Source organism: Ktedonobacter sp. SOSP1-52, from assembly GCF_016587395.1.
The window spans coordinates 1,817,148-1,841,145 of the sequence record NZ_BNJH01000003.1 but is presented as its reverse complement, the minus strand read 5'-3'; the positions used below and the strand labels follow the sequence as shown (position 1 = coordinate 1,841,145).

Below are 23,998 nucleotides of genomic sequence, written 5' to 3'. Positions count from 1 at the left end.
AGCAACAAAAATGAATCCACGCCACAAGCCATTTCGCGGTACTATGCAAAAAAATTGCGTCAAAAAACGATCACTTTGGCCATTCTCAATCATCCAACGTTTGACGAAAACGACACAAATGACGACACGAAATTTTATGAGTCAGGATATTTTCGCGGTACCCTGTCATCAATCTGTATCCAGAACGTTTTTAGGGGATTCATTAGAAATTATATGAGCCAGGAAAGCGCAAATTTATTCTACGAACAATATAAATGGCGCCTATTGTATAGATAGACAACCAACCATTCTAGAATTGAGGCAAAGCATATGTTGAGAAAACCAGGCGTCATCCTGGCCCTATGTAGCGTTATCGTCCTTCTCCTAGCAGCCTGTGGCACTGCTAGCAATGCTAATCCTGCTTCTCACTCTATAGAGAACGTCGTCCACATGAGCAGTATGCAGTTTGTCCAGTCGTCCATTACTATTAAAAAGGGAGAAAGTGTCACATTGGTTGCTGATACGATAACGACGCACATTATCGCTAATGGAACCTGGGAGCAGGGTAAGGCACATCCAGGTGCCGAGCCGGGTGCACCGCAGGTCAAGGATTTGCAAGTTGCAGGCAATAGTTCGCAGACGATTGGTCCTTTCACTACCGCAGGAACGTTCAAGCTCTATTGTGCGATCCATTCCGGTATGAACCTGACTGTCCAGGTAGTGTAGGAGTACCGAACCGTCAAGCAGGAATGAATGAAATACATACCGCCCCTTCCTAAATAAACAAAAAGGCACAAAAGATGAGAGCACACCAGCCGCACATTTTCAGGCGCGTGGTGGGCTAGTAAAGGTGAAAGCAATGAATACAACGACTCATCCTCGTATTGAAACTCGACCACTACTAGAAGAATCTGTAAAGCCGCAATCTGACAGACAGTCTCAAGAACGCGTAATTCCGACCGCGAATCCGGCGCTGGTCGGCCTGCAACTCATCGTTGGCTATGCCTGGTTGCTAGCTGGTGCCGATAAGATCCTGCTGGGAACCTTCCCTGATCAGCTCAGTGAGCTTCTTCGCACCACTACCAGCAGCGGGCGCTTGCCGGGCCTCTTCGTGGCTCTGCTGCAGGGACTGGTTGTGCCTAACGCTGCACTCTTCGGCTTCTTCATCGAATGGAGTGAGACCCTCGCCGGTCTGGGACTCATTACCGCTGGTCTGGTAACGTTGCTGCGCCCGTTTGCCAAGCGTGCTCTCAGAGGAAGAAGTGCGATCCTGTTCGCCTATGGCGATCGGCTGCTGGTGATCCTGGGACTGCTTGCTGCCATCGGTGCAGGACTGCTCGGTCTGAGCTACTTCATGCTGGATGGTATACCTGCCCCCTGGTTCACTCCCGGCGTCGCCTACGGTGGTGCAATGGACACCGGACTCTTCCTTGCCGCTGCAAGCGTCGTTATCATTGCAGGCCAGCTCAAGCAGGGCGACAAAACCAAGCATAGAGCGTGAGCATAAGATAAAGGCCTTTGAGGAACAACGGAGCGGATTTGCACGATAAGGAAAATAAAGTGGTTAAGAAAGCGGTACAAGAGAGAAAGTACCGATCTAACAACGCCATTCCTGCCACGCAAAAGGGAAACGATCATCCCTTGGCTCAAGCCACTTACCAAGCCGAAAGAGGATCGAAGAAATTCCCTTACCGTGCAAATCCGCTCTGTTGTTTCTCAGAGGCCAGTACATGACACAGATCCTCCCATTACCCCAAGATGTGCGGCAACGTACTTGGCGTATCCGCAAGGAGAGAGAATGAGCCGTGAACAGCGAGCAGGGGCCGTCGAAAAAGAGACCGGTCGCCTCGAATCCTTCAGCGATGGCGTCTTTGCCGTCGCCATTACGTTGCTGGTGTTCAATTTGCAGGTGCCACACCTGCCGGGAGCGATCTCCGTGCCCGCGTTGGGCAGCGCGCTGCTTGCGCGGTGGCCGTCTTACCTCACGTTCATGACGAGCTTTGCCACGATCTTGATCATGTGGGCAAGCCATCATGGCCTTTTCAAATTGGTGTACAAGACCGACACCCCCTTTCTGTTCGCCAATGGCTTGCTACTGTTGTTAGTCACCGTGGTGCCCTTTCCCACCTCTCTGGTGACCCAGTACCTCATCACGCCCGCGGCGTCCCTAGCGTGTGCCGTCTATGCCGGGGTCTTTGTTGTGATCAATGTGGCCTACAACCTGCTCTGGTGGGCAGCCACGCATCAGCGCCATCTGCTGCACCCAGCCGTGACTTCCCGCCAGATAAAGAGGCTGACACGCAACCAACTGCTGGGATTGCCGCTCTACCTGCTGGCGACTCTGCTGGCCTTCTGGAATCCCTATGTAAGTCTAGGCTTGTGCAGTTGCCTGTGGATCTTCTGGGCCTTCACCTACTATGTACGCAGCCCGAGTCCACGTCGTCTTGCCCTCTTGCAAGACGAGCAGACGGCTCCTGAAAGCGAGGCGTGAGGCCGAAGGGGCTACTGCGCGCTTTCACGCTGCTGCTCTTGTGCGAAGGTGCGTTGCTGCGTTGGTGGCATCGTGCGTGATCGCACTCATGCGTTGGTGCGTTCGTGGCTGGGGTGGTTTGTGGATCAGGCTCAGGCAGGTGCGGCAGGATACTTGCATCCACCAATTGCTGCCCGGCTTTGTGGCGCCGGCGGTACAAGGGGTCCCGACATTTTTTACAGGTGTTTTCCCCGCTAAGCGAGAGGGAAACAAGCATGGCAAAAAGACGACACGCACTTCAAAACACAGCAGATCTTGCCCTCAATCGCACCTTCACGATGCCATTGCATCGCCAGTTGTATGATCGACTGCGTCATGCCATCCTCAGTGATCAATTGCATCCAGGTCAAGTCCTCCCATCAACACGGGCTCTGGCAAGCGAATTAGGGATTTCTCTTAATACAGTGAACCATGCCTATGAACAACTCTGTGCTGAAGGCTATATCGAAAGAAGGGTCGGGCAGGGGACCAGGGTGGCATGCGACCTTCCTGAGACCTTTTCCCTTCCCAAAGGAGTTCCACAGAGAAACACCGCTCCCGACGAAAGCACACACGCCCCTCTCTTCTTGTCTCACCTGGGAGAGGATTTAACGCGCCAGGCACCTGTGTCCTCTATCCAGACCTATCGTCGACCAACGCCCCCACGGGCTTTTCACACAGGCACCCCAGACCTACGTGCCTTTCCCTTTCCACAGTGGAACCAGGTCGCGGCTCACTGCGCACGATCTATGCCCAGAAACATGGCCAATTATCAGGAGATCGCGGGCTATTACCCGCTCCGTGAAGCGATCGCCATCCATGTGAGCATCACACGAGGCGTGCATTGCCAGGCCGAGCAGGTCATTATTGTGCCAGGAGCGCAGACAGCTTTAGATCTGGCAGCGCGCCTCCTCCTGAACCCAGGTGATCTTGCCTGGATGGAAAATCCGGGCTATCTCGGAGCACAACACGCGCTCCTCAACGCGGGCGCGCAACTGGCTCCTATCCCTGTGACATCGCAAGGGATCAATGTGGAAATTGGGCAAAAGCGCTACCCACAAGCTCGCCTGGCCTTCGTCACTCCATCGCATCAATTCCCTTCGGGTATAACCATGCATCTGGCCCAACGCGTTGCCCTCCTGCAATGGGCCAAGCAAGCCAATGCCTGGATTCTCGAAGATGATTATGACAGCGATTATCGCTTCAGTGGTCGACCACTTGATGCCTTACAGGGACTTGATCTCGCCCAGCGCGTCATCTACATTGGAACGTTCAGCAAAGTGCTTTTTCCAGCACTTCGCATCGGCTACCTGATCGTCCCTCCCCAACTCATCCCCCCTTTCCTCGCCCTGTGTAGTTATACCCATATTCATGTGCCTATTCTTGACCAATTGACCCTGGAAGCCTGGATGACCAAAGGGTATTTGCTGCGTCATATCCGCCGTATGCGCGACCTCTATGCGGCCAGAAGAGCGCTCCTCATCGAGTCGTTGCAGCAGGAAGTGAAGTGATATATTTTTTGTTATGTATATATTTCTTTTCACTTTCACTCTGTTCACTGAGTGTTTTTGGTACATGCTTCACGCGGCACTCCTGCCACAGGAAGAGCCAACCTCCATCTTCCATCTCTACACGCTCTGGCAACGCCTCTTGCCCAGGGTCTTTGAGGCGGCCCAATGGGAAGAGCCTCGCTCATGACCGAGACCTCTTCTTGCCCAGGCTCTTCGCCCATTCCTACTACCCGTTCTACCCCTTCTCCAGCAGCCATTCTCACTCTCCTTCTTTCTCTTCGTCCTTCACTCTCACCAGGCGCGCAAACGCGTCACGCAGCATTGGACGCGCGTGCTCCTGGTGGGAGCGTGTTTTTGGAAAGGAATCCGTATGACGGATTTGCTTCTTCCCGCCTGGTATCGTGCGGTTCAGGTCCCTGGTCGGAGCGCGCAACAAGCGCTCTTCGCCACGCTTGAAAAGATTGTCGCGACCATCAACCTGACATTAACCGTTAACACCTATATGGTGGGTGGCAACTACTACATCATCGTCTTTTGCTTGGGTGCAATAGCCCCTCCCGCTCAGAAAGCAATGGGCGAACCGAAGGCCAGGTAACCAGGTTGAAGCATATCAAGCGTGAAATGCATGGCCAAGTCACGTTTGACGTCCTCCGCTCATGAAGAAATTTAGATTGTGCACAATCCTATTGACAACAGCACAATTTGGGGTAATCTTTTTTCACACGTTGACCTTTGTATGTTGATCTTTGTGAAAAAGGCTGTTCTCGACAGGAAGAGTCATGGGAACGCTTGCTCAGGAGAGCACGTCTTTCACCTCCGTTGCGCATGGCGCCCCTCTCTCTTTGAAGAGAGGAAGACGGTACGTGCCGTAGAGTGCATGCAAAGACGCAGAATATCATCTGTTAAAGAATGATGGCGTGGTGAACGTCCAGCCAGGTTGTAACATATCGTTCCATTGAGCGAGCACGTATGCTCCTTTTGCCCAAGGGACAGAGCAAGGGGAAAGAAGAGAGGGAATGCTCTGTGCCCAGATAATACATGAGTGGGCGCTCTGCCCACATCACGTCCTCAACATACGTCTTCTCTTGGAGGCGCTTCCCCCGTGCCTCATTTATCGTCGATGACACGGAGACGGTTGTGGATGCCAATACAAGCGCACAGGCCGTGACCGGGAATACGAAGCGCCAGCTCGCTTGTTTCTCGACTAGAGCAGATCATTTCTCTAGACCTCTTGAGTTCAGAGCAGGTTCGCATCTTCGCCACCAGGGATTGGGACACGTGAAAGGGATATTAACTGCACTATGTTGAAGAGCAAGCAAACCAAGCGTGTTACTCCCGCATCATGTAACACGCTGATCGATGCCATTCCCCAGTTGGTCTGGACGGCACGACCCAACGATTGGCACGAGTATGTGAACCAGCGCTGGAGTGACTACACCGGGCTTACCCTTGAACAGGTACAAAGCGTATGGGCTCATCTCCAGTTCTTCCATCCAGAGGCCTGGGCATCCCTCGAGAGCAGTGCGACAAGATTTTTGAGCGCTTCTATCGGGCCGATGTTGCCAGGCTGCGAGCGATCCCCGGGCTGGGCATGGGGCTCTCTATTGTGGCTGAGATCGTCAAGGGCCATGGGGGAACCATCGTGGTGGACAGCGAGGTCGGAAAAGGATCGACCTTTACCGTCACCCTGCCCAGGAGGAGGGAGGCCTGAGTGTGGAAAGCACGCCACGCGCGTCATCTGAGCCCGTGAGATCTGTGTTTGGGCACGAATGGTACTCCCGTGACGGACTTGCTTGCTATGGACGCCTTCGCGCGTTTCGCAACGTGCAGATGAGCTCGTCTCTGCCTACTTGCACCTGCATGTGCAGGAGGGCCACAGTCCCTGGACACTCTCCACCACGCGCAGCGCCTTGCGCCTCTTCTTTGGCTCCCCTTCCCTTGCCAGCGAAGTGGCATTACCGGCACGTCACCGAGAGGCCATTCGTCGATCTCGTACCTCCACTTCACATCAGAAACGGCCTCGCCACATGTCCGCTGAAGACTGGCAGGATCTTCTTGCCTTTCTTGGCGCAACCGGCTTACGGAGGCATGAAGCGCGAACACTACGGGTAGGCCAGATTGAGAGGCAGCCAGATGGACACGTGGTACTCGCCCACGTCCACGGTAAAGGGGGCAAAATACGCCAGGTTCCAGTCCTTCCAGGGCAAGAAACAACCATCCTCCGCCTGGTAGAGGGATAGAGTTTCAGGCCACTCATGCGGATTGAAAACGAGTCTGGCGCAAGCGGAAGGTAAGTTTGGCGCGAACACCGATCGCTGCTCGGACCTAACAGAAGCAAGTTCCGTTGCTACATACTATCATTTTTCATTTCTTGCAACACCTCTTCCGCCCGCTTATTCAGCTTCTGTGTAAAATTAACAATCAGAACCAGTTGCTCATCAGTTAGCTGAGTCGCGGCCTCGACCGTAATCTCGGCCATGCGCATAAAGTAGTTGCCGAAGCCGCCTGCGAGCGCTTCGGGATTGATCTCCGTGAGCACAACGCGGCGATCTTTCGCAGAGCGCACGCGACGAGCATAGCCGAGCTTTTCCAGGCGATCGAGCACAAAGGTGATAGCCCCTGTCGTCAGGCCGCTGAGATCGGCGATGCGGCTCGCATTGAGCGGGCCCAGGCGCGAGAGCAGGCTCAGCACTTTTATATCGGTGACATGGATGCCTGTTCGGGCCGCCACGAACTGAAGAAAAAAGGTCGAGACATCGGTGCTGCGCTGCATCTCATTGACCAGCTCCCTCAGCAGCCCGGCGCGATCACGCTGCAGCTCTCCCGCTGCGGCCGGTCCGCTTTCTTCTGCTTTCGCCTGCGTCCGTCTCTCTTCCTCCATGCTGTCCTCCCCTTTCTGATCCCGCTGCAACATTTTTGCGCCCTCCTTCGTAAATAATTTAGTTACTGTAATATCAAGTCGCTGTCATTTTTAATCAATGTGATGCTTGACCACTGAGATTAGTGTATCAGAAGGAGCAATTCGATGTCTACCCAACCACTGCATGTTCTCATTATTGGGGCCGGCACCGGCGGGCTGTGTCTGGCGCAGGGTCTGAAGCAGGCCGGGATCAGTGTGGCGGTGTATGAACGCGATCGCACACGCATCAATCCCCTGCAGGGCTTCCGCGTTGGCATTGGTCCCGACGGCATTCGGGGCCTGCGGGCCAATCTGCCGCCCGAGCTGTTCGAGACCTTCCTCGCCACCTGTGCGCGGCCTCCGCTCTACCTGAATATGCTCACCGAGCAGATGAAGGAGTTGATGAGCCTGGAGAGTACACTGCTAACAGGCGATCCTGATCCGGCGAGACGCGAGCATACAGTCAGTCGCATGACGATGCGCCAGGTGCTTTTGAGTGGATTGGAGGATATTGTCCACTTTGATAAGACGTTTACACATTATGAGCAGCGTGACGACGGCACGGTGATGGCCTTCTTTGCGGATGGCTCTAGCGCCACGGGCACGGTCCTGGTGGCGGCGGATGGGGCGAATTCGCGGGTGCGCCGGCAATATCTGCCCCATGCCACGCTGGTGGAGACGGGTCTGCTCTCCGCGGGGGCCAAGGTGCCGATGACGCCGGAGAATGTGGCGCTGGTTTCGGAGAAGGTGTTGAAGGGCATGAGCATGGTCTTTGCGCCCAGAGGCGTTGGTTTCATCCTGCATATGGTGGAGTTTCCCTGGCGGCACGATGGCCAGCTCAAGCCAGGGATTGGCGTGAATGAGGCTGAGGTGCTGGCTCAGTGGCCGGGCATGTTATATGACAATGAGAGCGACTATATCGGCTGGGGCCTGTGGGCGCCTCGCCAGCAATTCCCGCGCGATCCCATGAACCTGCGTGGGGAAGAACTAGTGGCGGTGATCCGGGAAATGACCAGCTCCTGGCATCCCAGCCTGCGCACCCTGATCGCGCGCTCTGATCCCTCGACGGCGCTGCCAGTGAACATTCGCACCTCACAGCCTATCGCGCCCTGGACGACCACGAATGTCACCCTGCTGGGCGACGCCATCCACACCATGACCCCCGGTCGGGGGGCCGGCGCCAACACTGCCCTGCGCGACGCCCGCCTGCTCTGCAAGCAGCTCGTGGCCGCGCACGATGGCCAGCAGGCTCTGCTGACCGCCATCCACGGCTATGAGGAGAAGATGCAGAAATACGGTGCAGAGGCTGTCAAGCAATCGCTTGCCCAGATGGACCCCAACGCACCCATCAATAAGCCGGTGATCGGAACAGCCATCATGACCACCCAGCGTACGATGCTGCGCGCCGTCAATCATCTTCCCCCAGCCAAACGCGCTGTGGCCCGCGCCTTCAGCCGCGGACGTGGGGCGGATCGGCAGGAAGATTAATGCTTCCAGCTCACGAGTCTGTCCATTTTGGCATTCCGTGAGGAGCATTTGTACAATGGTGTGGGTTGCTCTTGCCTTAAGAAAAGGAGCAGACACCCACGGAATTGTCACAGAGTTTGCGGCAAGGAAGCCCCGTCCTCTGTAATCAACGGGCATGGCTTGCGGTGTTCCTCTTTTCTTCAAAATGGGAGGAAAAATAAGAGCAAGATGAGGAGTTCTGTGAAGCTAGTTCCCATCTTGCTCGCCCTCGCTTGCTTATGCTTTCACAACAACGCCAAGCTTCATCCCTGCTTTGTAATGACCTGGCAGGTAACAGGCAAACTCCGGGTGGGAGAAAGCCTCCGATGCTGGAAAGGTGTAGTCCAGCGTTTTGGTCTCCCCTGGACCCAGATTGCTGATTGAGGCAAGAGCCATTGTTTCCATGTCTCCCATTGGCATCCCCTCCATGCTCCCCTCCGACTTAGGCATGATCATAAACTCTCCCAGCCGATGGAGCGTCATCCGCAGGCCACCTCGTGGTCGCAACGTGATCAGCGGCTCTGGGACCACTTTTGCCCCTGGTAGGAGGTGGAACTGATACCGAGGCAGGATCGTTGCCAGAATGAGTTGGGCTTCGGTGAGAGCAAACTGATTGCCGATACACACGCGCGGGCCTCCCCCAAAGGGAATGTAGGCAAAGCGATGACGCCCAGTTGTTCGCTCCGGCGCAAAGCGCTCTGGGTCGAAGACATCAGGCCGCTCCCAGAAATCAGGGTGCCGATGGGTCACTGCCGGAAACATCAGGACAAACGCCCCTTTGGCGATGCGGTAGCCACCAACCTCATCCTCATCGATGGCCTGGCGGCCAAAGGCCCATGCGGGTGGATAGAGGCGCATGGACTCCTCCAGTACCATACGCCCAAGCTTGAGCTGTGGCAGATCCTCTATTGTCGCCGCACGCCCGCCCAGGACGCGGGTGTACTCCTCTCCGAGCCTGGCTTCCATGTCCGGGTGCTGTGAGAGCAGCAGAAGTGTCCAGGTGAGCGCGCCGGCTGTGGTCTCATGACCTGCTACCATGAGCGTGATGACCTCATCGCGCAATTGCTGATCGTTCATGCCAAGGCCTGTCTCTTCATCCCGCGCCTGCAAGAGCATGGTCAGCAGATCATTCTCGCTCTCGGTCGCTCTGTTCCTTCGCCCAGCGATCAACTCATCAACGACGGTGTAGAGGGTGTCTCTCGCCTCATACAGGTGATAACGCTGAGGGGTCGGCAGGAAGATCAGCCCTGGCATGTAAAAGGAGTGCGCTTCCAGGCGAATGGCGGTGCTCAGCGCCTGGAACACGCGCTGCTTATAGGGGAGCATGTCCGCGCCAAAGAGTGCCTTGCACACAATGGTCAAGGTCAAACCACTCATCTGCTGGAACATATCGAGAGGCTCTGACGTGTCGAGGTTGATTTCATCAAGCCAGGAAACCGCGCCCTCGGTCATCAGTTGGCCAAAGCCCGCGATACGGCTTCGATGAAAGGCTGGTTGGATTAGGCGACGCTGTTGTAGCCAGGAGTCTCCATTATTGGTGAGCAGGCCATTGCCCAGCGTCATCCTGAGCACTTGATCGGAAAGCCCTCCCTTGCGGTAGTTTTTGTGATTCTCCTGCACGACATGGCGTACGCCATCGGGATGAAAGACCAGGGTCCAGGGACCGAGCACCGTTGGTAGTGTCACGACATCACCGTAGCGCTCGCGCAGTTCTCGTAAGAACGAGAGGGGCCGGTTCCCAAACCTGAGAGTATTCCAGAGTGCCGTCTGCCACGGCGGTCCGGGAGGTGATTGCTTGCGCCTCTTCGCTTGCGCTGGTCGAGTCATCGTAGGTTGTGATGGTAATGTCGATTGAGACATGTGCTGTTCTCCTCTCAGGAAAAGCCGTGTACTATCCTGACACTAAAAGTCTTTGAGTGCGTCCATGAGTGCCTTCGCAAACGAGGCCGGGTAGGACAGGAAGCCGAGATGTCCGCCGGGGAAATCAACGACCCTGAAGTCCAACTGCTCCGCCAGCACCTGGTTCGGCTGGTAGGGCAACTGGTCCTGGGAGTCATAGCCCCCGCCAAGCAGAATCCGCTCGGCGTGCGCAGCCAGAGCAACCAGATCAAGCTGTACCCGTGGATACTGGCGCAGCTCGTACTCCATCCAGTACCTGGTTTTGGACACGATAGACGCATTTATATGCTCACGCCTCACCTGCTCCAGTACCTGGAGGTCGACGCTTCCAAGTATCCCACTGGCAAACTGCTGCATGGCCTTGGGAATCCCATCCTCTCGGTAGGTCTCGTAGACCCCGTCGAAAAAGGCCAGCCAGGAGGCCGCATCGGGCAACAGGAAAACGGCTGGCGGTTCGTGGGCAACCAGCGTCTGGACCCGCTCTGGAGCACAGATGAGGACTTCGAGGGCAACAATAACTCCCGAACTGCTGTCAAAGACAATCGCTGGTTGGTCCGAAAGACTCTCGATCAAACGCCGGACATCATCGGCATCGGTCTCAAGCCGGTGAACTGGGTCGGCAGGACCGTCGAGGGGGCTGCTGAAAAAACCACGACGGTCGTAGATGACCACCTGATACTGTGGGATCAGGTGGTGGGTGAGCGGACGGAAGGACTCTCCTATACCACTGGCCCCTGGAATCAGGATCAGCAGTGGCCCAGAGCCGCTCACCTCGTAAAATAACTGCGCACCAGGAACCTTGAGGATACTCATCTGCTTTCCTTTCTTACTTACTGCGAGATTGCTGCACGAACAGGGCTGCCTGCGCGTTCTTGCGCCGTTTCCTGTACCTGGTTCGTTGGGATCTCTTCTGTGGTGATCCTCTTCCCCTGTTCATCCTGCTTCCGTTGCCCATAAGGGGTCAGGCATCGTGGCTTGTATACCGCCAGCCCTGTGAGCATGATTAACACCACCAGAGTACCGCTAGAAGTGTCTATCATTTTGATCTGCATCCCACTAGGATAGGCATCCAGGACACCCGTCTTTGCCGCGATGCTCGCCAGTAGATCAACCACCTGTAGATCAACCACCTGCGTGTGGACCATCAAGAGGAAGGTGGGATCAGCAGTTTCAGCAGGACCCAATAGTGGCGGAACAAACCCCACTTCGTGCCCAGTGACGAGATCACCCCCGTTAGCCCCGATAGGAAGGCGGACGGAACGATGGCAAACCAGGCAGTCAACTCCATCGCAAGGTAGGCGGCTCGTACCAACTGGGGGTCCTGGCTAGTCATCCCGACCAGGGAGAGTGTCAGGAAGACAACGACCACACCAAACCAGCCAACCGAGAACATGACATGCGCGGTGAGCGCGGCCTTGCGTAGGCTGGGCTTCATGATCATAGCGTTTCCCCCTATATGCGATGGTCGAGAGGTACATGGGGATCGACATTTGCATCCCACCCATACCGTTGGTGGTGATCTCTATGAGCACAACCGTCAGAAGGAGGAGAAGGGTAATGATCCCAAACACGATCATCCAACGTGGTATCCCGGTGGTCACAGCCTGATCGGATCTCATGCTGGAAGAGAGCGCCGCTGACGGGGCGACCAGGTGCGTGTCCACATCGCTCCTCCCTACGCGCCATAATCGGAGCGCAAGAATGAGGAGGCATAAGAACCACACAGCAAGGATCATCCGCTGGAACAGGCCCAACCAGGGGTGTAACGGGTCTCCTACCGCCGCCGCGAAATATCCATTGAGCACAGACATCACGAACAATGCGATGCCCAAAACCCTTGTGTAGAGGGCAAGGTCGCTCCATCTCTCATCACGCGCAAACCGTAGCGACAACACGACGAGCACGATCCCGATGTTCAGGAAGAAGATCATGCCATTCATCATATGTACTCCGAGCGGATCATAGATGTGCCCTGCGGCGTTTTCGCTTTTGGGGAAGAAGCTGGCTATCATCAGCTCTATCCCGTTCCAGCCGACGAGTGCCGGGCCTACCTCCAGGATGCCGCCGCACGCACCCCTCGGCTCAACCCTACCGCAAACGCGATAATCAGGAGCCCGAACACTATGAAGTTCACCTGCTGCACCCACCCAAAGGGACCAGCCGTCAGGTCGCTGACCTCCTGCGCGATCGGGTTGTACCCCAGGCGCAGATCGGTGCGGAGGAAGCCCTGCATCACGAAGCCAATCGCGAACAGGATCGGGGCGCAGTTCCTCCGTTCCCACCCGGTCGAAACCAGCTTCCTTGAGGAGGTCCTCCAGCTCTTGGATGCGGCTCCCTCCGACATGAAAGCGCGCAGACAAGCCAGCTCGTTCCTGCTTGTGCTTGAAGTCAGCGGTAACCAGTCGTCCCCCAGGTTTGAGCACACGAGCCATTTCCGCAAGTCCCTGACGTTTGAGGGGAGCCGGTAAATGATGCATCATCAAGGTCGAGAACACCACATCAAAGGTCTGATCGGGGAAGGGGAGCTGCTCAATCACCCCGACCTGGAATTCGACCGAGATATTGCGCCGGGCCGCTTTTGCGCGAGCACGAATAATTTGCTGCGTCCCTGGATCAATGCCTGCGACGCGGCCCGTACTGCCCACGCGACGTGCCGCTCCAGCGCCAGCGTTCCCGTGCCACAGCCCACATCCAGCACCGTCTCTCCAGGTTGCAAGCAGGCCAGGTTGATCGTTCTCTGCCTGATCTTGCGAAACGGCACATGGAACGAAAAAGTGTCGTGGAACCATTCTCCCAGGTCGTAACGCCAGCCGGAGTTGACGACCAGCCCTTTTGTTTCTTTCGCTGGTGTCTCGCCTCCAGAGCTGTGGCGGTGATGTGTGAACGAATGCATAGATCGTGCTCCTTTCTCAAGATATTCTCTCTTTTGAGAAGAATGCCTCATCACTTCCTACTCATCCTGGCCCATCATCGATGGATCAGATCGGAATGTTGACAAGTCGGTTGAGCCGAGACATACTCTCTCAGATGGATGATACTGTCTGATCCCAAGTGTAGTCGGATGGATAGACGGAAACAAGGTTCAGTCGGGAAGATTTGTCCCAAATGAGACAAGGAGCGCAAAATGACTCAGCAGATCAAGAATTTACGTCTCAGGCGCACACAGACGTTATTGCGGGAAGCGTCGATCGCTTCGATCGAGGAGCAAGGGTTCGAGGCACTCACCATTGGTGAGATTACCGAGCGCGCCATGGTGAGCCGGGCCGCCGATCTACCAACATGGTCGAAGGGGCGATCTTGCGTTCGCGTAGATCCTCCAAGATCGGTTCCACTGCCTTGCCGTCAGGAACGGTCGCTGGGACGGTATGAACCTGGACAATCAGATGAGGTGCCTGCCCCTCTTGGTCACAGGTCTCAGTCAGATGCACTTTGTAGCCTAACCAGACCAATTCTCGTTTGCGTGACGAGCGCGCCTGTTCATCGTAGGGCGAAACCATCCGATCGTCGTTATTCACTGCAGGCCCATCGCGCCATCGCACCCCAGCCTGTCCACGCTCGTAATGCTGCTCAAAGACCTGTCGGAGCCGGATGATAGAGGGCAAGAGACGCAGAGAGGATGGGGTCTCTTGCTGGTCTACACACGTTAAAAGGCGTGCCACATCCTCTCCAACTTGCTTGCGCAGGGCCTGTTGTTTGCTCTCTTACTTTGGGAAGCGAGTCATCTCAAAGCGGTGAATATAGCGATCGAACCAGTTAGGATCCAGTTGCAAGAGTAGCCACTCTGGATGCTCCTTCGCCAGATCGCCCAGAGCTGCACGCATACTCTTGCCGACACTTTCCAGGCTATTGAGCGCTCGCACCGCAGCTAACACAGCGGTTGAATCTGTCCTCTGCTTGCCACCCGCCTTGAGCCAGCCCCGTTGCCTGCTGATTGTCAAGATGGGTTCAAGCACCAGAGACTCGGCATGCGCATCGATGAGCCGTTGACGAAAGGTGCGCGCAAATCGAAAAATCAAATCCTTCATCGTCTAAATGTGCTCACCGCCATATACTCAATTGCATGCATACTGACACTCCATACACTATGCGCCTCCAGTCGTTGGCATCTACTATCACAACTCACCAAGGCTTTCTCTCGCGCTTTTGAAAACACAGAGCGAGAGACAACTGTCAGAGGAGTCATCTCTCGCTCTGGAAATATGTTCGTAGCACTCAGGGGTATTAGCCGCGACTGAGTACGCCACCAATAATGGCACACCAGGCATCCAGGTCAACCTTGCCAGTTGGGGGAAGCAGGTGCAGCGACTGCACTTGCTTGACCGCCTTCATGGTCGCATAGTCGTACTGGCCATTGACGGTAACATCGTAGCCGTTGCGCTTAAGAATGACCTGCACGGCATTGACGTAGTCACCCTGGCTCTGGTTATCGAGGCGAATAGTACCCACCAGCGCCTCCCAGGTGTCATTGCGTGTGTACCCGTCAGGCGTAATGCCCTTGGCACGCTGAAAGGCCGTCACAAGCTGATAGGTTGGATCATCATAGGTACCGCTAATCACGACATCGCTGCCCTGGGCACGCAAGACGTATTGCAACGCTCGAACTGTATCACCACGAACTCCCCAACGCAGATCGACCCAGGTGCGCTCGGGCATACTCTGTCCCAGTTTTGCCGCTACCTCGCGACGCAACTGAGGGAATTTGCTATAGAACATGATACCCGGGCAATCAGTCTCCTGGAAGTTCCAATGTCCAAAGATGACGTTCGCACCAAACCCATACTGCTGACAGGTATACACACACAGATCGACGAGGGAGTTCCACAGCACTTCGGGAGGCAGAACATCGATATAGGTGCCCTCGTTCTCAATACCGATGGCCTCCTGGTTGAGATACGGGCAGTGCGCGCTTTGCACAAAGCGGTCCGCGGTCTGGAGTACTTCCAGGCTGCGATGGCGACCCTCAGTGATATACCCACCACGGCTAACAGTGAAGTGTTGACCTGTATCAATCCAGCCATTCGTGTCCATATGCAAATTCTGGATATCATGTGCCAACTTGATAGCCTGGTCACGCGAGTAATCAGTCACATTAGGGAATGCAGTATGATGCACCAGAATCTTCGTTGCCTTCTTATTCAGCACCGTTATGGCTGAAGAGGGTGGACGTGCCCCCCACTCATCGCAACTGATGATCTCGGGAGCGGCACCGTCCAGGGTGTGAGCTGAGGCATGGGGAGCCAACGTCAAAAGTTGCAGCCCTCCCAGGCCCATAGCAGTAACAACACCCAGACCCGTCTTCAAAATGGTTCGACGTCGTATTTCCTGCGGTTGAGGCTGCCTACCTTCACCCTCACAATTGATACACATCGAGAAATCCTTTCTTCATGCAAATATATCGAGAAGAATCAATCTAACGGACATCAAATACACACAGGTTGTTCAAGTAATGCGACTTGTACCGAGTGCCATGCCACTTCTCCCTCAAGGCTTCTTGCAAATAAGCCTTTTTTGTTTGCTGACCAGACAAAAACACAACTGGACAAGTAGTTGTCAGACCAATAAGGAGACCAAGATCAGCAAGGGCCTGAGAGTCAGCAAAAGCATGCATTGTATATAGAGTGGGTGAGAAATAGCTCGTAAAACTACTCACTCGCACCTGGGAGGATCACTCGATACATGCATCTTTGCACTATATCTCTGCAATGACGCGGCGCTGCGTCTGCACACTATTCATGCCAACAAGCAGGAACATGACTTTGTATACTTTTTGCCTCAGCAACAGTATATCATATTTTGCTTGCTCAATTTATGCAGCAAGTAGCAGGCTATTAGCACCGATAGTATACTGCGCCATGGTTGAAAGCGAATTCTGACAAAATCAGTCATTTCTTTAGAAGAAGAATGGAAAAATCATCTGTGAGACATTCGCATGCATTATCTCAGCTTCTCCGGGTCGCCTTACTGATAGAGTGCCATATCCATCCATTGTCGTTCCTCTTCGACCTGCTGGTAAATACCCTACCAAGTGGGCAGGTTTGGCCCTCCAACGTAAGCACTTGCCCTCCAATGTGAGCACTGGGACACATTGACTTGAGCAAACCGCTTCATATCTAGGGTATCAGCAGAGAAGAGTGGAAATAACGACGAGATCTACGCCCCTTTGATGAGTCGCCAGTCCACGCCAGTTTGCTTGCAGTGAGTAGGGATAGGTAGGGCCTTGCGGCCTTTCCCCCCCTCCAAACGCAGCATGCGACTTTTACCGCACTGCGCTTTCCAGTTGGGTCCAAGTACTCGCGAAGAGCAGATTCATGGAAACCCATGGGAAGGTGCACCAAGAGGTCTAGCCTCTCGTCATCTGCATTCCTCCCTTCATCTGTTTATTCCGTTTTTCAAAGACTTACCCTGGCGGACCTTCTACCTTATCCTTCCCATTACAGGAAGGCATTTGGCGTGAGGTAGAAGGCCAGGTCTTGATTGCTCAAGAACACCAACCTCCCCCTCCCGAACCGGACGTGCGGCTTGTCACCGCATCCGGCTCTCACGGAATCTCCTACGTTTTTCTGATTCGTAAGGGTTGTATGCCAAGTCAGAGAGGCGCATTCCGTCATAATCGCCGCAATGGATTTTCTGATGGCACATGATACAGACAGGAATTTGTTTTCGGTTCATTGCTCGTAGGATGGCATTGAAGCCTACAGGTTTGTTTCCACCCGTTTTACGGATGTGACGCACATGGTGCATTTCTACTTGTTCCGAGGTGTTACAAATGCAGCATGGTTTCCCCAATTTAGAGCGGGTTCGCATTCTGATACTCCATCGAAGTGCATCGATGGATGGATCGCTGATTTGAAAGCCGTTTCGTTGCTTTTTCCAGTCTTTGTTGAGGAAGAATGAGACATGGCGGTCCCGTTTTCCGTCTTCCGCTTTCACCGTGATAGTGAGCGATGTCCCGAGCTTGCGGAACACCTGTCTCGCAGAGCATTTGTATTTGGCTGCTAGCGTCTTTGCCAGTGAAAACCTCAGAATGTATTGAATTTGGGTGAGATGATTAAAATTGTCCACGAAGCGGTAGTAGTTTTGTATCCCTCGATTGATCCCGTTGTAGAGCGCCACGATTTGATCTGCGTCGAGGTGAATCCATCCCTTTTTGCTGTGGGGGTGGCCTGCTGCTGTGCAGAATCCCTTGCTCTGCAATCTCTTGATGAGCTTGCTCATGGGCGCGGTCATGATCATTTCAGAGCCAGTGGATCGACGTTTGATCGGTTTTCCTGAGCCGTTGGTGGTGGTGACAATTCGTTGAATTCCCCCTCTTCCGATACAGAGTTGGGTACCCAGAAATTGCGCCTGTTCTTTACGGGCATGGGTAATGCAGGTTTTCTCCTCGCTGAGGGTAAGCTTGAGGCTTTCTCTGAGGAAGACATTGAGTTCCTCTTTTACTTGTTCTGCGAGTGTTCTTGGCCCGCATATTCCCACCAACCAGTCATCGGCGTATCTCAGGTATTTGATGCGAATGAAGTTTGAGTCATTCACTTCTACTGCGGGAATACTTCTAATGCGCTGTACTAGTTCGTGGAATTCTTTGGTCTGCGTTGCTCCTTCCTTGACAAGGCGTAATTTGCGTTTCGAGAGCTTCGTGTAGAGTCGATTGGGACGTTTTTTCTTGCCTTGTTCCATGCGCCTGCGTATCTCCTCTGCTTTTTCATCGAGTTCATGGAGGTATACATTTGCGAGGATTGGGCTGGCTAATCCGCCTTGTGGTGTGCCTGCCAGGCTCTCTTGTCTCGCTTCTTGTAGGTCCAGGTATCCTGCTCGAAGGAGTTTCCAAATGAGGTTGAGGAAACGTTCATCTTGTATCTTCTTGCGAAGCAATTTCACGAGGATGCCGTGGTCGATGTGGAGTCAAGGTGGAGCGCCTGGCCCACTTTCATGAGTAGGTTTCTCCACCGTGCTCCCTCAAACTGAGCGGACCCCTTTCGGAGTACTCAGCTTTCCCTGTTGACTCTTACTTTGTTGCTGTTGATGAGTTCGTGCCAGATGACAAGTATGGCACAATCCCACTTTGGTTGCTGCATATCCAGACTGACTCGCATTGACTTTCTTGCTGAGGGCATTTCGATGGTGAACTTCTGTGATGGTTGCTCTGCATTGAGCACACCGTCCTTGTTGGTCCGCTTTGATTTCCGCTCGTTGCCAGGGACTTCGACCAACCGAGGCTGAGTAATTCATCCAAGGATGCTTTCGTGTGTCCACATCAACCTGATCGCATTTGAGCTTGTAGAGCGATTTCCGACCGGTTGAGCGAACCAGCGAGATTTGTCGTCCTGTGAGCGGCGAGGTGTAGACCAGCGTTTTCTTGCCTTTGACCGTCCCGTAGTAGTGCCGCATCACTTTCTTTGCTCCTCGTTGCTTCTTTCGCTTGTTCAGATAGCGAACGAGGCACCAGAAGGCGTGGTGCAGAACTCTGGCAATGACACGATGGGGATTGGTGGCGTAGCAATAGTAGTTCATCCACCCCTTCAAGACAAGGTTGACGGAGTCGATCATATCCCCTGGGTCGATGAAGTTTTGACGGGTCAGTTTCGCGACTGTGTGCTTGACTCGTTCCTCGGTGTCATGAGGAATGATGAGTCTGGGGGCACGTCTGGCTCCATTGTCATGAGATTTGATCCCTCGCAGTTCAAAACCCAGAAAGCTCACCCTGTCCGTCCAGTGAGTAATCAGCGTTTTCTCTGGGCTTAACGTGAGCTTGAGCGTGGTCTTGAGCCACTCGGCAATCTGTGCTTTCACGGCTCTGGCTTCGTCTTTGGAGTGCTCATACAGCAAAATTACCCAGTCATCGGCATACCGAATGAACGTCAGCCGCTTGGCTGGCTTCCTGCTGGGGATTCGTTTCCGCTCCTCTTGCAGGCAGTGAAGTTGTCGAAGCATCGTTGCTCGTTTTTCTTGATCGGTCTCTCGTGCGATGCGATGACTGAGGCGGTTAATCTTCAGATTCACCCGGTTGTAGGCAGGATTTTTGGCGGCATGTCCTCGCTCTGAGGGCCGATTGGTTCCCCACGTTTCTTCCATATACTGGTCGAATTCGTGGAGCATCACATTGGACAGCAATGGTGAGAGCACTGAACCTTGAGGGGCTCCACTCCACGTTTCGTGCCAATGCCAGTTTTCCAGGTATCCTGCTTTCAAAAATTTGTGGATGAGATCGAGAAGACGTTCGTCGGCGATCTTCTTGCGAAGGAGGGTCAGGAGGACTCCATGATCCATCATGTCGAAGTAGCTTTTCAAATCCCCTTCGATCGTCCAGGTCGGGGTCCCACTTCGCAGGTAGGCACGAAGAGCCGTCTGGCAACTTCGCTCTGGTCGGAACCCATGAGAACAGTCTCGGAAGACACATTCGTAAATGGGTTCGAGAACGAGCTTAATAGCGCTCTGCACGACTTTATCTTCAGCCGAGGGGAGTCCGAGAGGACGCAACTTCCCGGTACGCTTGGGGATGTATATTCGCCTCACTGGAGTCGGTTGATACGTTCCATTGCGTAATTTCTCAGCGAGTTGCTCAATCTGGTTCCGGTCGAGATCTTCCCCCCGTATTCCATCCGGGCCTGGGGTGTTAAAGCCTTTGTTGGCACGGATGGCATCGAGAGCTTTCATGAGCCATTCCGGTTGACAGATGAGTCGATAGAGTCTGCGAAAGCGTTTGTCTGGATCGCTTGCAGCAAGTTTCGCAAGGTGTGTTTGTTCCTGTTTGACGTTGTTCAAGGGTCTAGTTCCCTCGTCTTTTGGTACTAAAACACCGTCAACGCTACCGCCCTTCCCCGTGTTCGCGGCTCTCCCGCGCTCAGAGTACTACGGCGGTTCCGCCCCATATGTCCTCTTCGGTGTCCTCACCACCTATCCTTCAAAAAAAACAACCTTTGAAGGAGTGAGCGGCATATGGTTCTCCGGTAGCGCCAGATCACTTTACCCACTGATTGTAGGTAGGACAACCACATGCGTAGCCTTTGCTACGCTGAGATCATTCCTGCTTTGGTGATGATGAAGCCTCTACAGCACTCGCAGAGCGAGGGAACAGCTACGACCAACGAGTAGCCTGTTCGTCTGATCTCATCGGCCCTTCAGTCGTCCTGAGCCGGGTGTGCTATTTTAGTGGCTCTATCCTTCGCAGATTCGACCTGCTTACCATAGTCAGCTCTCCTCGCAGCACATGCCTCTTGGTACGACGACTTCCCGCACATGCGCCGCATGTCCCTCTCCGGGCTAACCGGTACGCACAGCGCTTATCTGCTTCGTCATCTGCGCCCCCTGCCGAGTGAGATCGACAGGGCGGGAGAGGTTAGGAACGGGCAGCTTCATCCTGTCCGTAGGCTGTTCACAGCCTGGTCATCTGGCACCCGAACGGACGCCCGGCGTCGAAACACGCGGAAATATCGCCTTCGAGGAACCAATTGGTGGCGTGCCATTTGCCGCGTATTTCCCGTAGTGCTGTGTGACAACTCCGGTTGGGTCGAAATCCGTGGCTTGTCTCGTGAAAATAGGGTCCATACGGGCTCTCGTAGATACCTTCAAGAATCATGCGAATGACTTCTTGTACGATCTTATCCCGTGTGGACGGAATACCCAATTTCCTTTTCTTGCCATTTGGTTTTGGTAGGTAGACGGTTCGGACGGGTTGGAATTGGAACTGCTCTGTTCGCATTTCTTGGATGATCTCGTGGATAGTATCCAAAGAGAATCCGTCAATGGTTTTCTTATCCGAACCAGGAGTGAAGTTTCCTGGGGCTGATTTGATCCTTTCATAGGCGACAATATACAAATCCTCTTTAAACAAAAGTCGATAGAGGTTCGTATTGGTCCAGTTCCTGTCCGTATTCAGTTGTCGTAGGCGCTCAAGTCTCTGTAAGGTCTTCTGTGACTCGTCCAAGTCAACCTCCTTAGAATTAAGCTGATTCCCTAGAACCCTTCGCCATGTGCGAGGTTACTCGTTCCCTCGTGCCGACTACTACGGTTCCTCCGTGACCTTGGCCTTCACAGGCTGTAGGCCATCCCCAAGTTGCTCTAGAAGTCTCGCTTCGTGCTTCAGGTGTCCATTACGTCGTTTCCCGTTCCTTACGGGCTGGTCTCAGCAGGAGCTTTGCAAGAAAATAGTAGCGTTTCCTGCAACGCTGAGCACAGGCGATAGCACTGTCTCCTGTGGGCTGGCGGGTCTCCACCACGACTTGGCTTCAAACAATGCTGTTTTCACCACACACGACCTAGCTGGCTGACCTCTGATTCATAGTGCTTGAATTTCATCAGCCGTCCTAACATCATGCTCTTGTCCCCTCACGCCTTTCGGGTGAAGGTATCTCTACCCTCTTGTAAGGATAGATAAGATGCTGCTTTAATCACGTTGCTCCAGTGATGCCTCTTCCGAGGCAGAGACTTCTATGCCACATGGGCGCAATACTACGCCGCCTCCGTCCGCTCTCCCACCCGCTGGCATTCTCGCGGCTCTTACGAGCACTGGTGGTATGAGCGTTCCCTGATTTCCCATCGAGAAGTGATAGCAATCCGTAGCTGCCTGCTTTACGCCGGGCGGGCAATGAAGTAGCACTCATGGGACCAAGAAGCCTATGAGCCAGCCGCCATGCCATTTTGGCTAGGGGGTGTCAGCCATTTCCCCCGACGGCGCGTAACGACACTTACGCAGGTTCCTTCGCGGGGCGATGCCCCATTCGTCAGCATAGATCACAGGGGTAGCCCGATGGCTCTTTTGGCTAGACCCATCCGGTACATTGTCAGCGGGCTTCCCCCCCCCAACAGTGCCACTGCTGGACGCAGGCCGCTTACCCCTCGTACCACTACTCAAGTACGGCTCTTTAAGCAACTCCTCGATAAGCGAACAGGCGCACTCCTAGCCCTACCTCATGATTACGTCGAAAAAGGAGCGGCAGCTCTATGACGAGATCGAACGCTCGCTTCACAGTATTGAGAAGCGCGAATTTCCGGCACGCCCCTTAGAGCCAGCTCGCTGTCCGACGTGTCCCTTCTTCTTTATCTGTCCGGAGTGAAGAGATGCGAGGCGAAAGGGGAAACCTCACTCAGCTACGGCCTCATCAACAAAGACGACCTTATAGAGATGGGCTCGAAACTCGTGGCAAGCTGTGAGAGGGCTCGGAACTGGGGAGCAGTTTCAGGACTCTGCAACATCGCCTCGAAATCTGCTTGACTACGCCACTGGGCATAGGTGGTTACTTTAGTTCCATCCAGACTTTTGTGATAATTAATTGGCCTCACCTTCGCATACGCTTTGCGTGCCAGTTCTTCTACGCTTTCAGGAATTTCGGCTTCCAGGGGGTGATGCGCACTTTGTCTGCATCACGTCGGACATCTGGCAGGTCGTTCTTCGACAGGCTTCAAGAGACGTGCTATACTCATCCATGTTGGGGATTTGGGGAAGTCATTTGTTATAGACAAGGAGCCTATGCCAAAACCACCTGCTCATGCACTCATGTGGTCTGCCGAAGACCACAAGTATGTTCTTCATACACCTGAACATCCACCGCAGTCGATCATACCCGGAAACGAGGAGGTGTGGCGCGCCTGGCTGACGGCCCATGCTTCGTTTTCTTTCCAGGGGCAATCTGGTCACCTCAATGTGCTTAAAGAGTCCCGCGCACGCGACAGCGGCTACTGGTATGCCTACCACACAAGCTCAGGTAGTACTCGCAAGCGCTACCTCGGACGGAGTGAGACCGTGACTTTCGCGCGTTTAGAGGAGGCAGCACAGAACCTTCAGACGTTCAATCAGGAGCCTTCACCTGAATCCCCCGCATGCGTCTGCCTCTCTTGCCTCCTTGCAGGTAGCCCAGGCCAATCACGAGATCTTTTCCAACGTTGGGCAAACGGGCCTCGAGCCTGGGGCGATGATGGTAGTGACCAGGCTCTCTCCTCCCCGTCTGCCTGCCACCCTCGTCGTCCGGGAGCGTCTCCTCTCGGCCCTGGATACCGCTCTGTCCCACCCACTGACCTTGCTCTCTGCCTCCGCCGGCTGGGGCAAGACCACCCTGCTCTCCGCGTGGGCGCACAGGCATCCCCAGGCCGTGCTTCCACAATGCGTATCATACGCTGTCTCGTTGGCTGAGACAACTACCTGAGGAGATCGTGCGAGCCCAACCAGACCTCTGTCTCCTATCTGTTCTCGCGTTGACATTTACGACTGATCGGCGCTCGCCTCCCACCTGGGAACAGGTTGAACGGCTTCTTCAGTGGACGAAGCAGGGCTTTGAGGCAACACAACAGTGGGAGCAACTGGGGGAAGCACTGCAACTGCACGCCGAACTGGCCTTTTTTCAGGATGATCTCGTCAGCGCCTTGGCATTGGCTCGTCAGGCCCGACCACTGCTTACAGAGCGAAGTTTTATGTATCCTGACCGCCTTCTATGAGCGGATTAGAAGTCTTTCTCGCAGGCGAGATGGAGGTGGCCAGCCAGTGCTTTCTTGAAGAGTATAGGAGAGCGAAAAGCCTCAGTTTGTTCTCCTCGGCGTTCGCCTTGTCCCTTCTGTTGGGTGCGGTATGCCTGGAACAGGGCGAGTTGCGTAGGGCCTCCCACTATTCCCATCAAGCCTTTGCTCACTTTGAGGAAGATCAGGAGATGGCTCGACAGCAATTGCTCCTGGAAACAGGAGGTTCAGAACCTTTCTTCACCTCATGGG

General features: G+C 54.4%; 21 protein-coding genes and 2 pseudogenes. 10 read left to right on the top strand and 13 right to left on the bottom strand.

What is annotated here, in order from left to right; all coding sequences use genetic code 11:
- The first annotated feature begins 309 nt into the window (after positions 1–309).
- The 8 genes and pseudogenes from JMJ16_RS33400 to JMJ16_RS33370 all read left to right on the top strand — a co-directional run bounded on the left by JMJ16_RS33400 (position 310) and on the right by JMJ16_RS33370 (position 6,239).
- Complete coding sequence (locus JMJ16_RS33400) at positions 310–705, top strand: plastocyanin/azurin family copper-binding protein (RefSeq protein ID WP_201388624.1); 396 nt, start codon at positions 310–312, stop codon at positions 703–705.
- A 133-nt stretch (positions 706–838) separates the two neighbouring features.
- Positions 839–1,480 (top strand): hypothetical protein, encoded by a 642-nt coding sequence (locus JMJ16_RS33395; RefSeq protein WP_201388622.1) that lies wholly within the window; start codon positions 839–841, stop codon positions 1,478–1,480.
- 297 nt (positions 1,481–1,777) lie between these two features.
- Positions 1,778–2,470, top strand: a complete 693-nt coding sequence (locus tag JMJ16_RS33390) for a TMEM175 family protein (protein WP_201388620.1) — start codon at positions 1,778–1,780, stop codon at positions 2,468–2,470.
- Positions 2,471–2,724: 254 nt separating this feature from the next.
- Positions 2,725–3,999 (top strand): PLP-dependent aminotransferase family protein, encoded by a 1,275-nt coding sequence (locus tag JMJ16_RS33385; RefSeq protein ID WP_236601792.1) that lies wholly within the window; start codon positions 2,725–2,727, stop codon positions 3,997–3,999.
- Positions 4,000–4,063: 64 nt separating this feature from the next.
- Positions 4,064–4,186, top strand: a complete 123-nt coding sequence (locus tag JMJ16_RS56180) for a hypothetical protein (RefSeq protein WP_255553258.1) — start codon at positions 4,064–4,066, stop codon at positions 4,184–4,186.
- Between the two features lie 183 nt (positions 4,187–4,369).
- Entirely contained in the window at positions 4,370–4,594 is a 225-nt protein-coding gene (locus tag JMJ16_RS33380) for a hypothetical protein (protein ID WP_236601791.1), read from the top strand.
- Between the two features lie 903 nt (positions 4,595–5,497).
- Positions 5,498–5,710: pseudogene (locus tag JMJ16_RS33375) on the top strand (ATP-binding protein); the annotation flags it as partial.
- An 82-nt stretch (positions 5,711–5,792) separates the two neighbouring features.
- Entirely contained in the window at positions 5,793–6,239 is a 447-nt protein-coding gene (locus JMJ16_RS33370; RefSeq protein WP_236601790.1) for a hypothetical protein, read from the top strand.
- A 107-nt stretch (positions 6,240–6,346) separates the two neighbouring features.
- On the opposite strand, the gene JMJ16_RS33365 is transcribed toward JMJ16_RS33370, so the two are convergent.
- Entirely contained in the window at positions 6,347–6,913 is a 567-nt protein-coding gene (locus tag JMJ16_RS33365) for a MarR family winged helix-turn-helix transcriptional regulator (RefSeq protein ID WP_201388618.1), read from the bottom strand.
- A gap of 111 nt (positions 6,914–7,024) precedes the next feature.
- On the opposite strand from JMJ16_RS33365, the gene JMJ16_RS33360 reads away from it, so the two are divergent.
- Positions 7,025–8,386, top strand: coding sequence for an NAD(P)/FAD-dependent oxidoreductase (locus tag JMJ16_RS33360; RefSeq protein ID WP_201388616.1), 1,362 nt, complete (start codon positions 7,025–7,027; stop codon positions 8,384–8,386).
- 255 nt (positions 8,387–8,641) lie between these two features.
- Here the strand turns inward: JMJ16_RS33360 and JMJ16_RS33355 are convergent, their stop codons facing one another.
- From JMJ16_RS33355 to JMJ16_RS33295, 12 genes and pseudogenes are all read right to left on the bottom strand, one after another.
- A complete protein-coding gene (locus tag JMJ16_RS33355; RefSeq protein ID WP_201388614.1) occupies positions 8,642–10,264 on the bottom strand; it encodes a cytochrome P450 in 1,623 nt (540 codons plus the stop codon).
- 42 nt (positions 10,265–10,306) lie between these two features.
- The gene (locus tag JMJ16_RS33350) at positions 10,307–11,116 is read right to left on the bottom strand and encodes an alpha/beta fold hydrolase (RefSeq protein WP_201388612.1); all 810 of its coding nucleotides are present in this window, start codon (positions 11,114–11,116) and stop codon (positions 10,307–10,309) included.
- Between the two features lie 17 nt (positions 11,117–11,133).
- Positions 11,134–11,487, bottom strand: a complete 354-nt coding sequence (locus tag JMJ16_RS33345) for a hypothetical protein (RefSeq protein ID WP_201388610.1) — start codon at positions 11,485–11,487, stop codon at positions 11,134–11,136.
- Between the two features lie 863 nt (positions 11,488–12,350).
- Positions 12,351–12,536 carry a DUF998 domain-containing protein gene (locus tag JMJ16_RS57415; protein WP_374229135.1) on the bottom strand — a complete coding sequence of 62 codons (186 nt, stop codon included), beginning with the start codon at positions 12,534–12,536 and terminating at the stop codon, positions 12,351–12,353.
- 193 nt (positions 12,537–12,729) lie between these two features.
- Positions 12,730–13,092, bottom strand: a pseudogene (locus JMJ16_RS33335) (class I SAM-dependent methyltransferase); the annotation flags it as partial.
- A 447-nt stretch (positions 13,093–13,539) separates the two neighbouring features.
- Positions 13,540–13,962 (bottom strand): hypothetical protein, encoded by a 423-nt coding sequence (locus JMJ16_RS33330; RefSeq protein WP_201388604.1) that lies wholly within the window; start codon positions 13,960–13,962, stop codon positions 13,540–13,542.
- Between the two features lie 42 nt (positions 13,963–14,004).
- Entirely contained in the window at positions 14,005–14,319 is a 315-nt protein-coding gene (locus JMJ16_RS33325; RefSeq protein ID WP_201388602.1) for a hypothetical protein, read from the bottom strand.
- A gap of 205 nt (positions 14,320–14,524) precedes the next feature.
- The gene (locus tag JMJ16_RS33320; protein ID WP_201388600.1) at positions 14,525–15,670 is read right to left on the bottom strand and encodes an N-acetylmuramoyl-L-alanine amidase; all 1,146 of its coding nucleotides are present in this window, start codon (positions 15,668–15,670) and stop codon (positions 14,525–14,527) included.
- A gap of 1,155 nt (positions 15,671–16,825) precedes the next feature.
- The gene (locus tag JMJ16_RS33315) at positions 16,826–18,178 is read right to left on the bottom strand and encodes a reverse transcriptase/maturase family protein (protein ID WP_236601789.1); all 1,353 of its coding nucleotides are present in this window, start codon (positions 18,176–18,178) and stop codon (positions 16,826–16,828) included.
- A 78-nt stretch (positions 18,179–18,256) separates the two neighbouring features.
- Positions 18,257–20,062, bottom strand: a complete 1,806-nt coding sequence (ltrA, locus tag JMJ16_RS33310; protein WP_201388598.1) for a group II intron reverse transcriptase/maturase — start codon at positions 20,060–20,062, stop codon at positions 18,257–18,259.
- Between the two features lie 610 nt (positions 20,063–20,672).
- Complete coding sequence (locus JMJ16_RS33305; RefSeq protein ID WP_236601788.1) at positions 20,673–21,224, bottom strand: reverse transcriptase domain-containing protein; 552 nt, start codon at positions 21,222–21,224, stop codon at positions 20,673–20,675.
- A 1,861-nt stretch (positions 21,225–23,085) separates the two neighbouring features.
- Positions 23,086–23,376 carry a hypothetical protein gene (locus JMJ16_RS33295; protein WP_201388596.1) on the bottom strand — a complete coding sequence of 97 codons (291 nt, stop codon included), beginning with the start codon at positions 23,374–23,376 and terminating at the stop codon, positions 23,086–23,088.
- Positions 23,377–23,446: 70 nt separating this feature from the next.
- On the opposite strand from JMJ16_RS33295, the gene JMJ16_RS33290 reads away from it, so the two are divergent.
- Entirely contained in the window at positions 23,447–23,728 is a 282-nt protein-coding gene (locus tag JMJ16_RS33290; RefSeq protein ID WP_201388594.1) for a hypothetical protein, read from the top strand.
- The last annotated feature ends 270 nt before the right edge of the window (positions 23,729–23,998 follow it).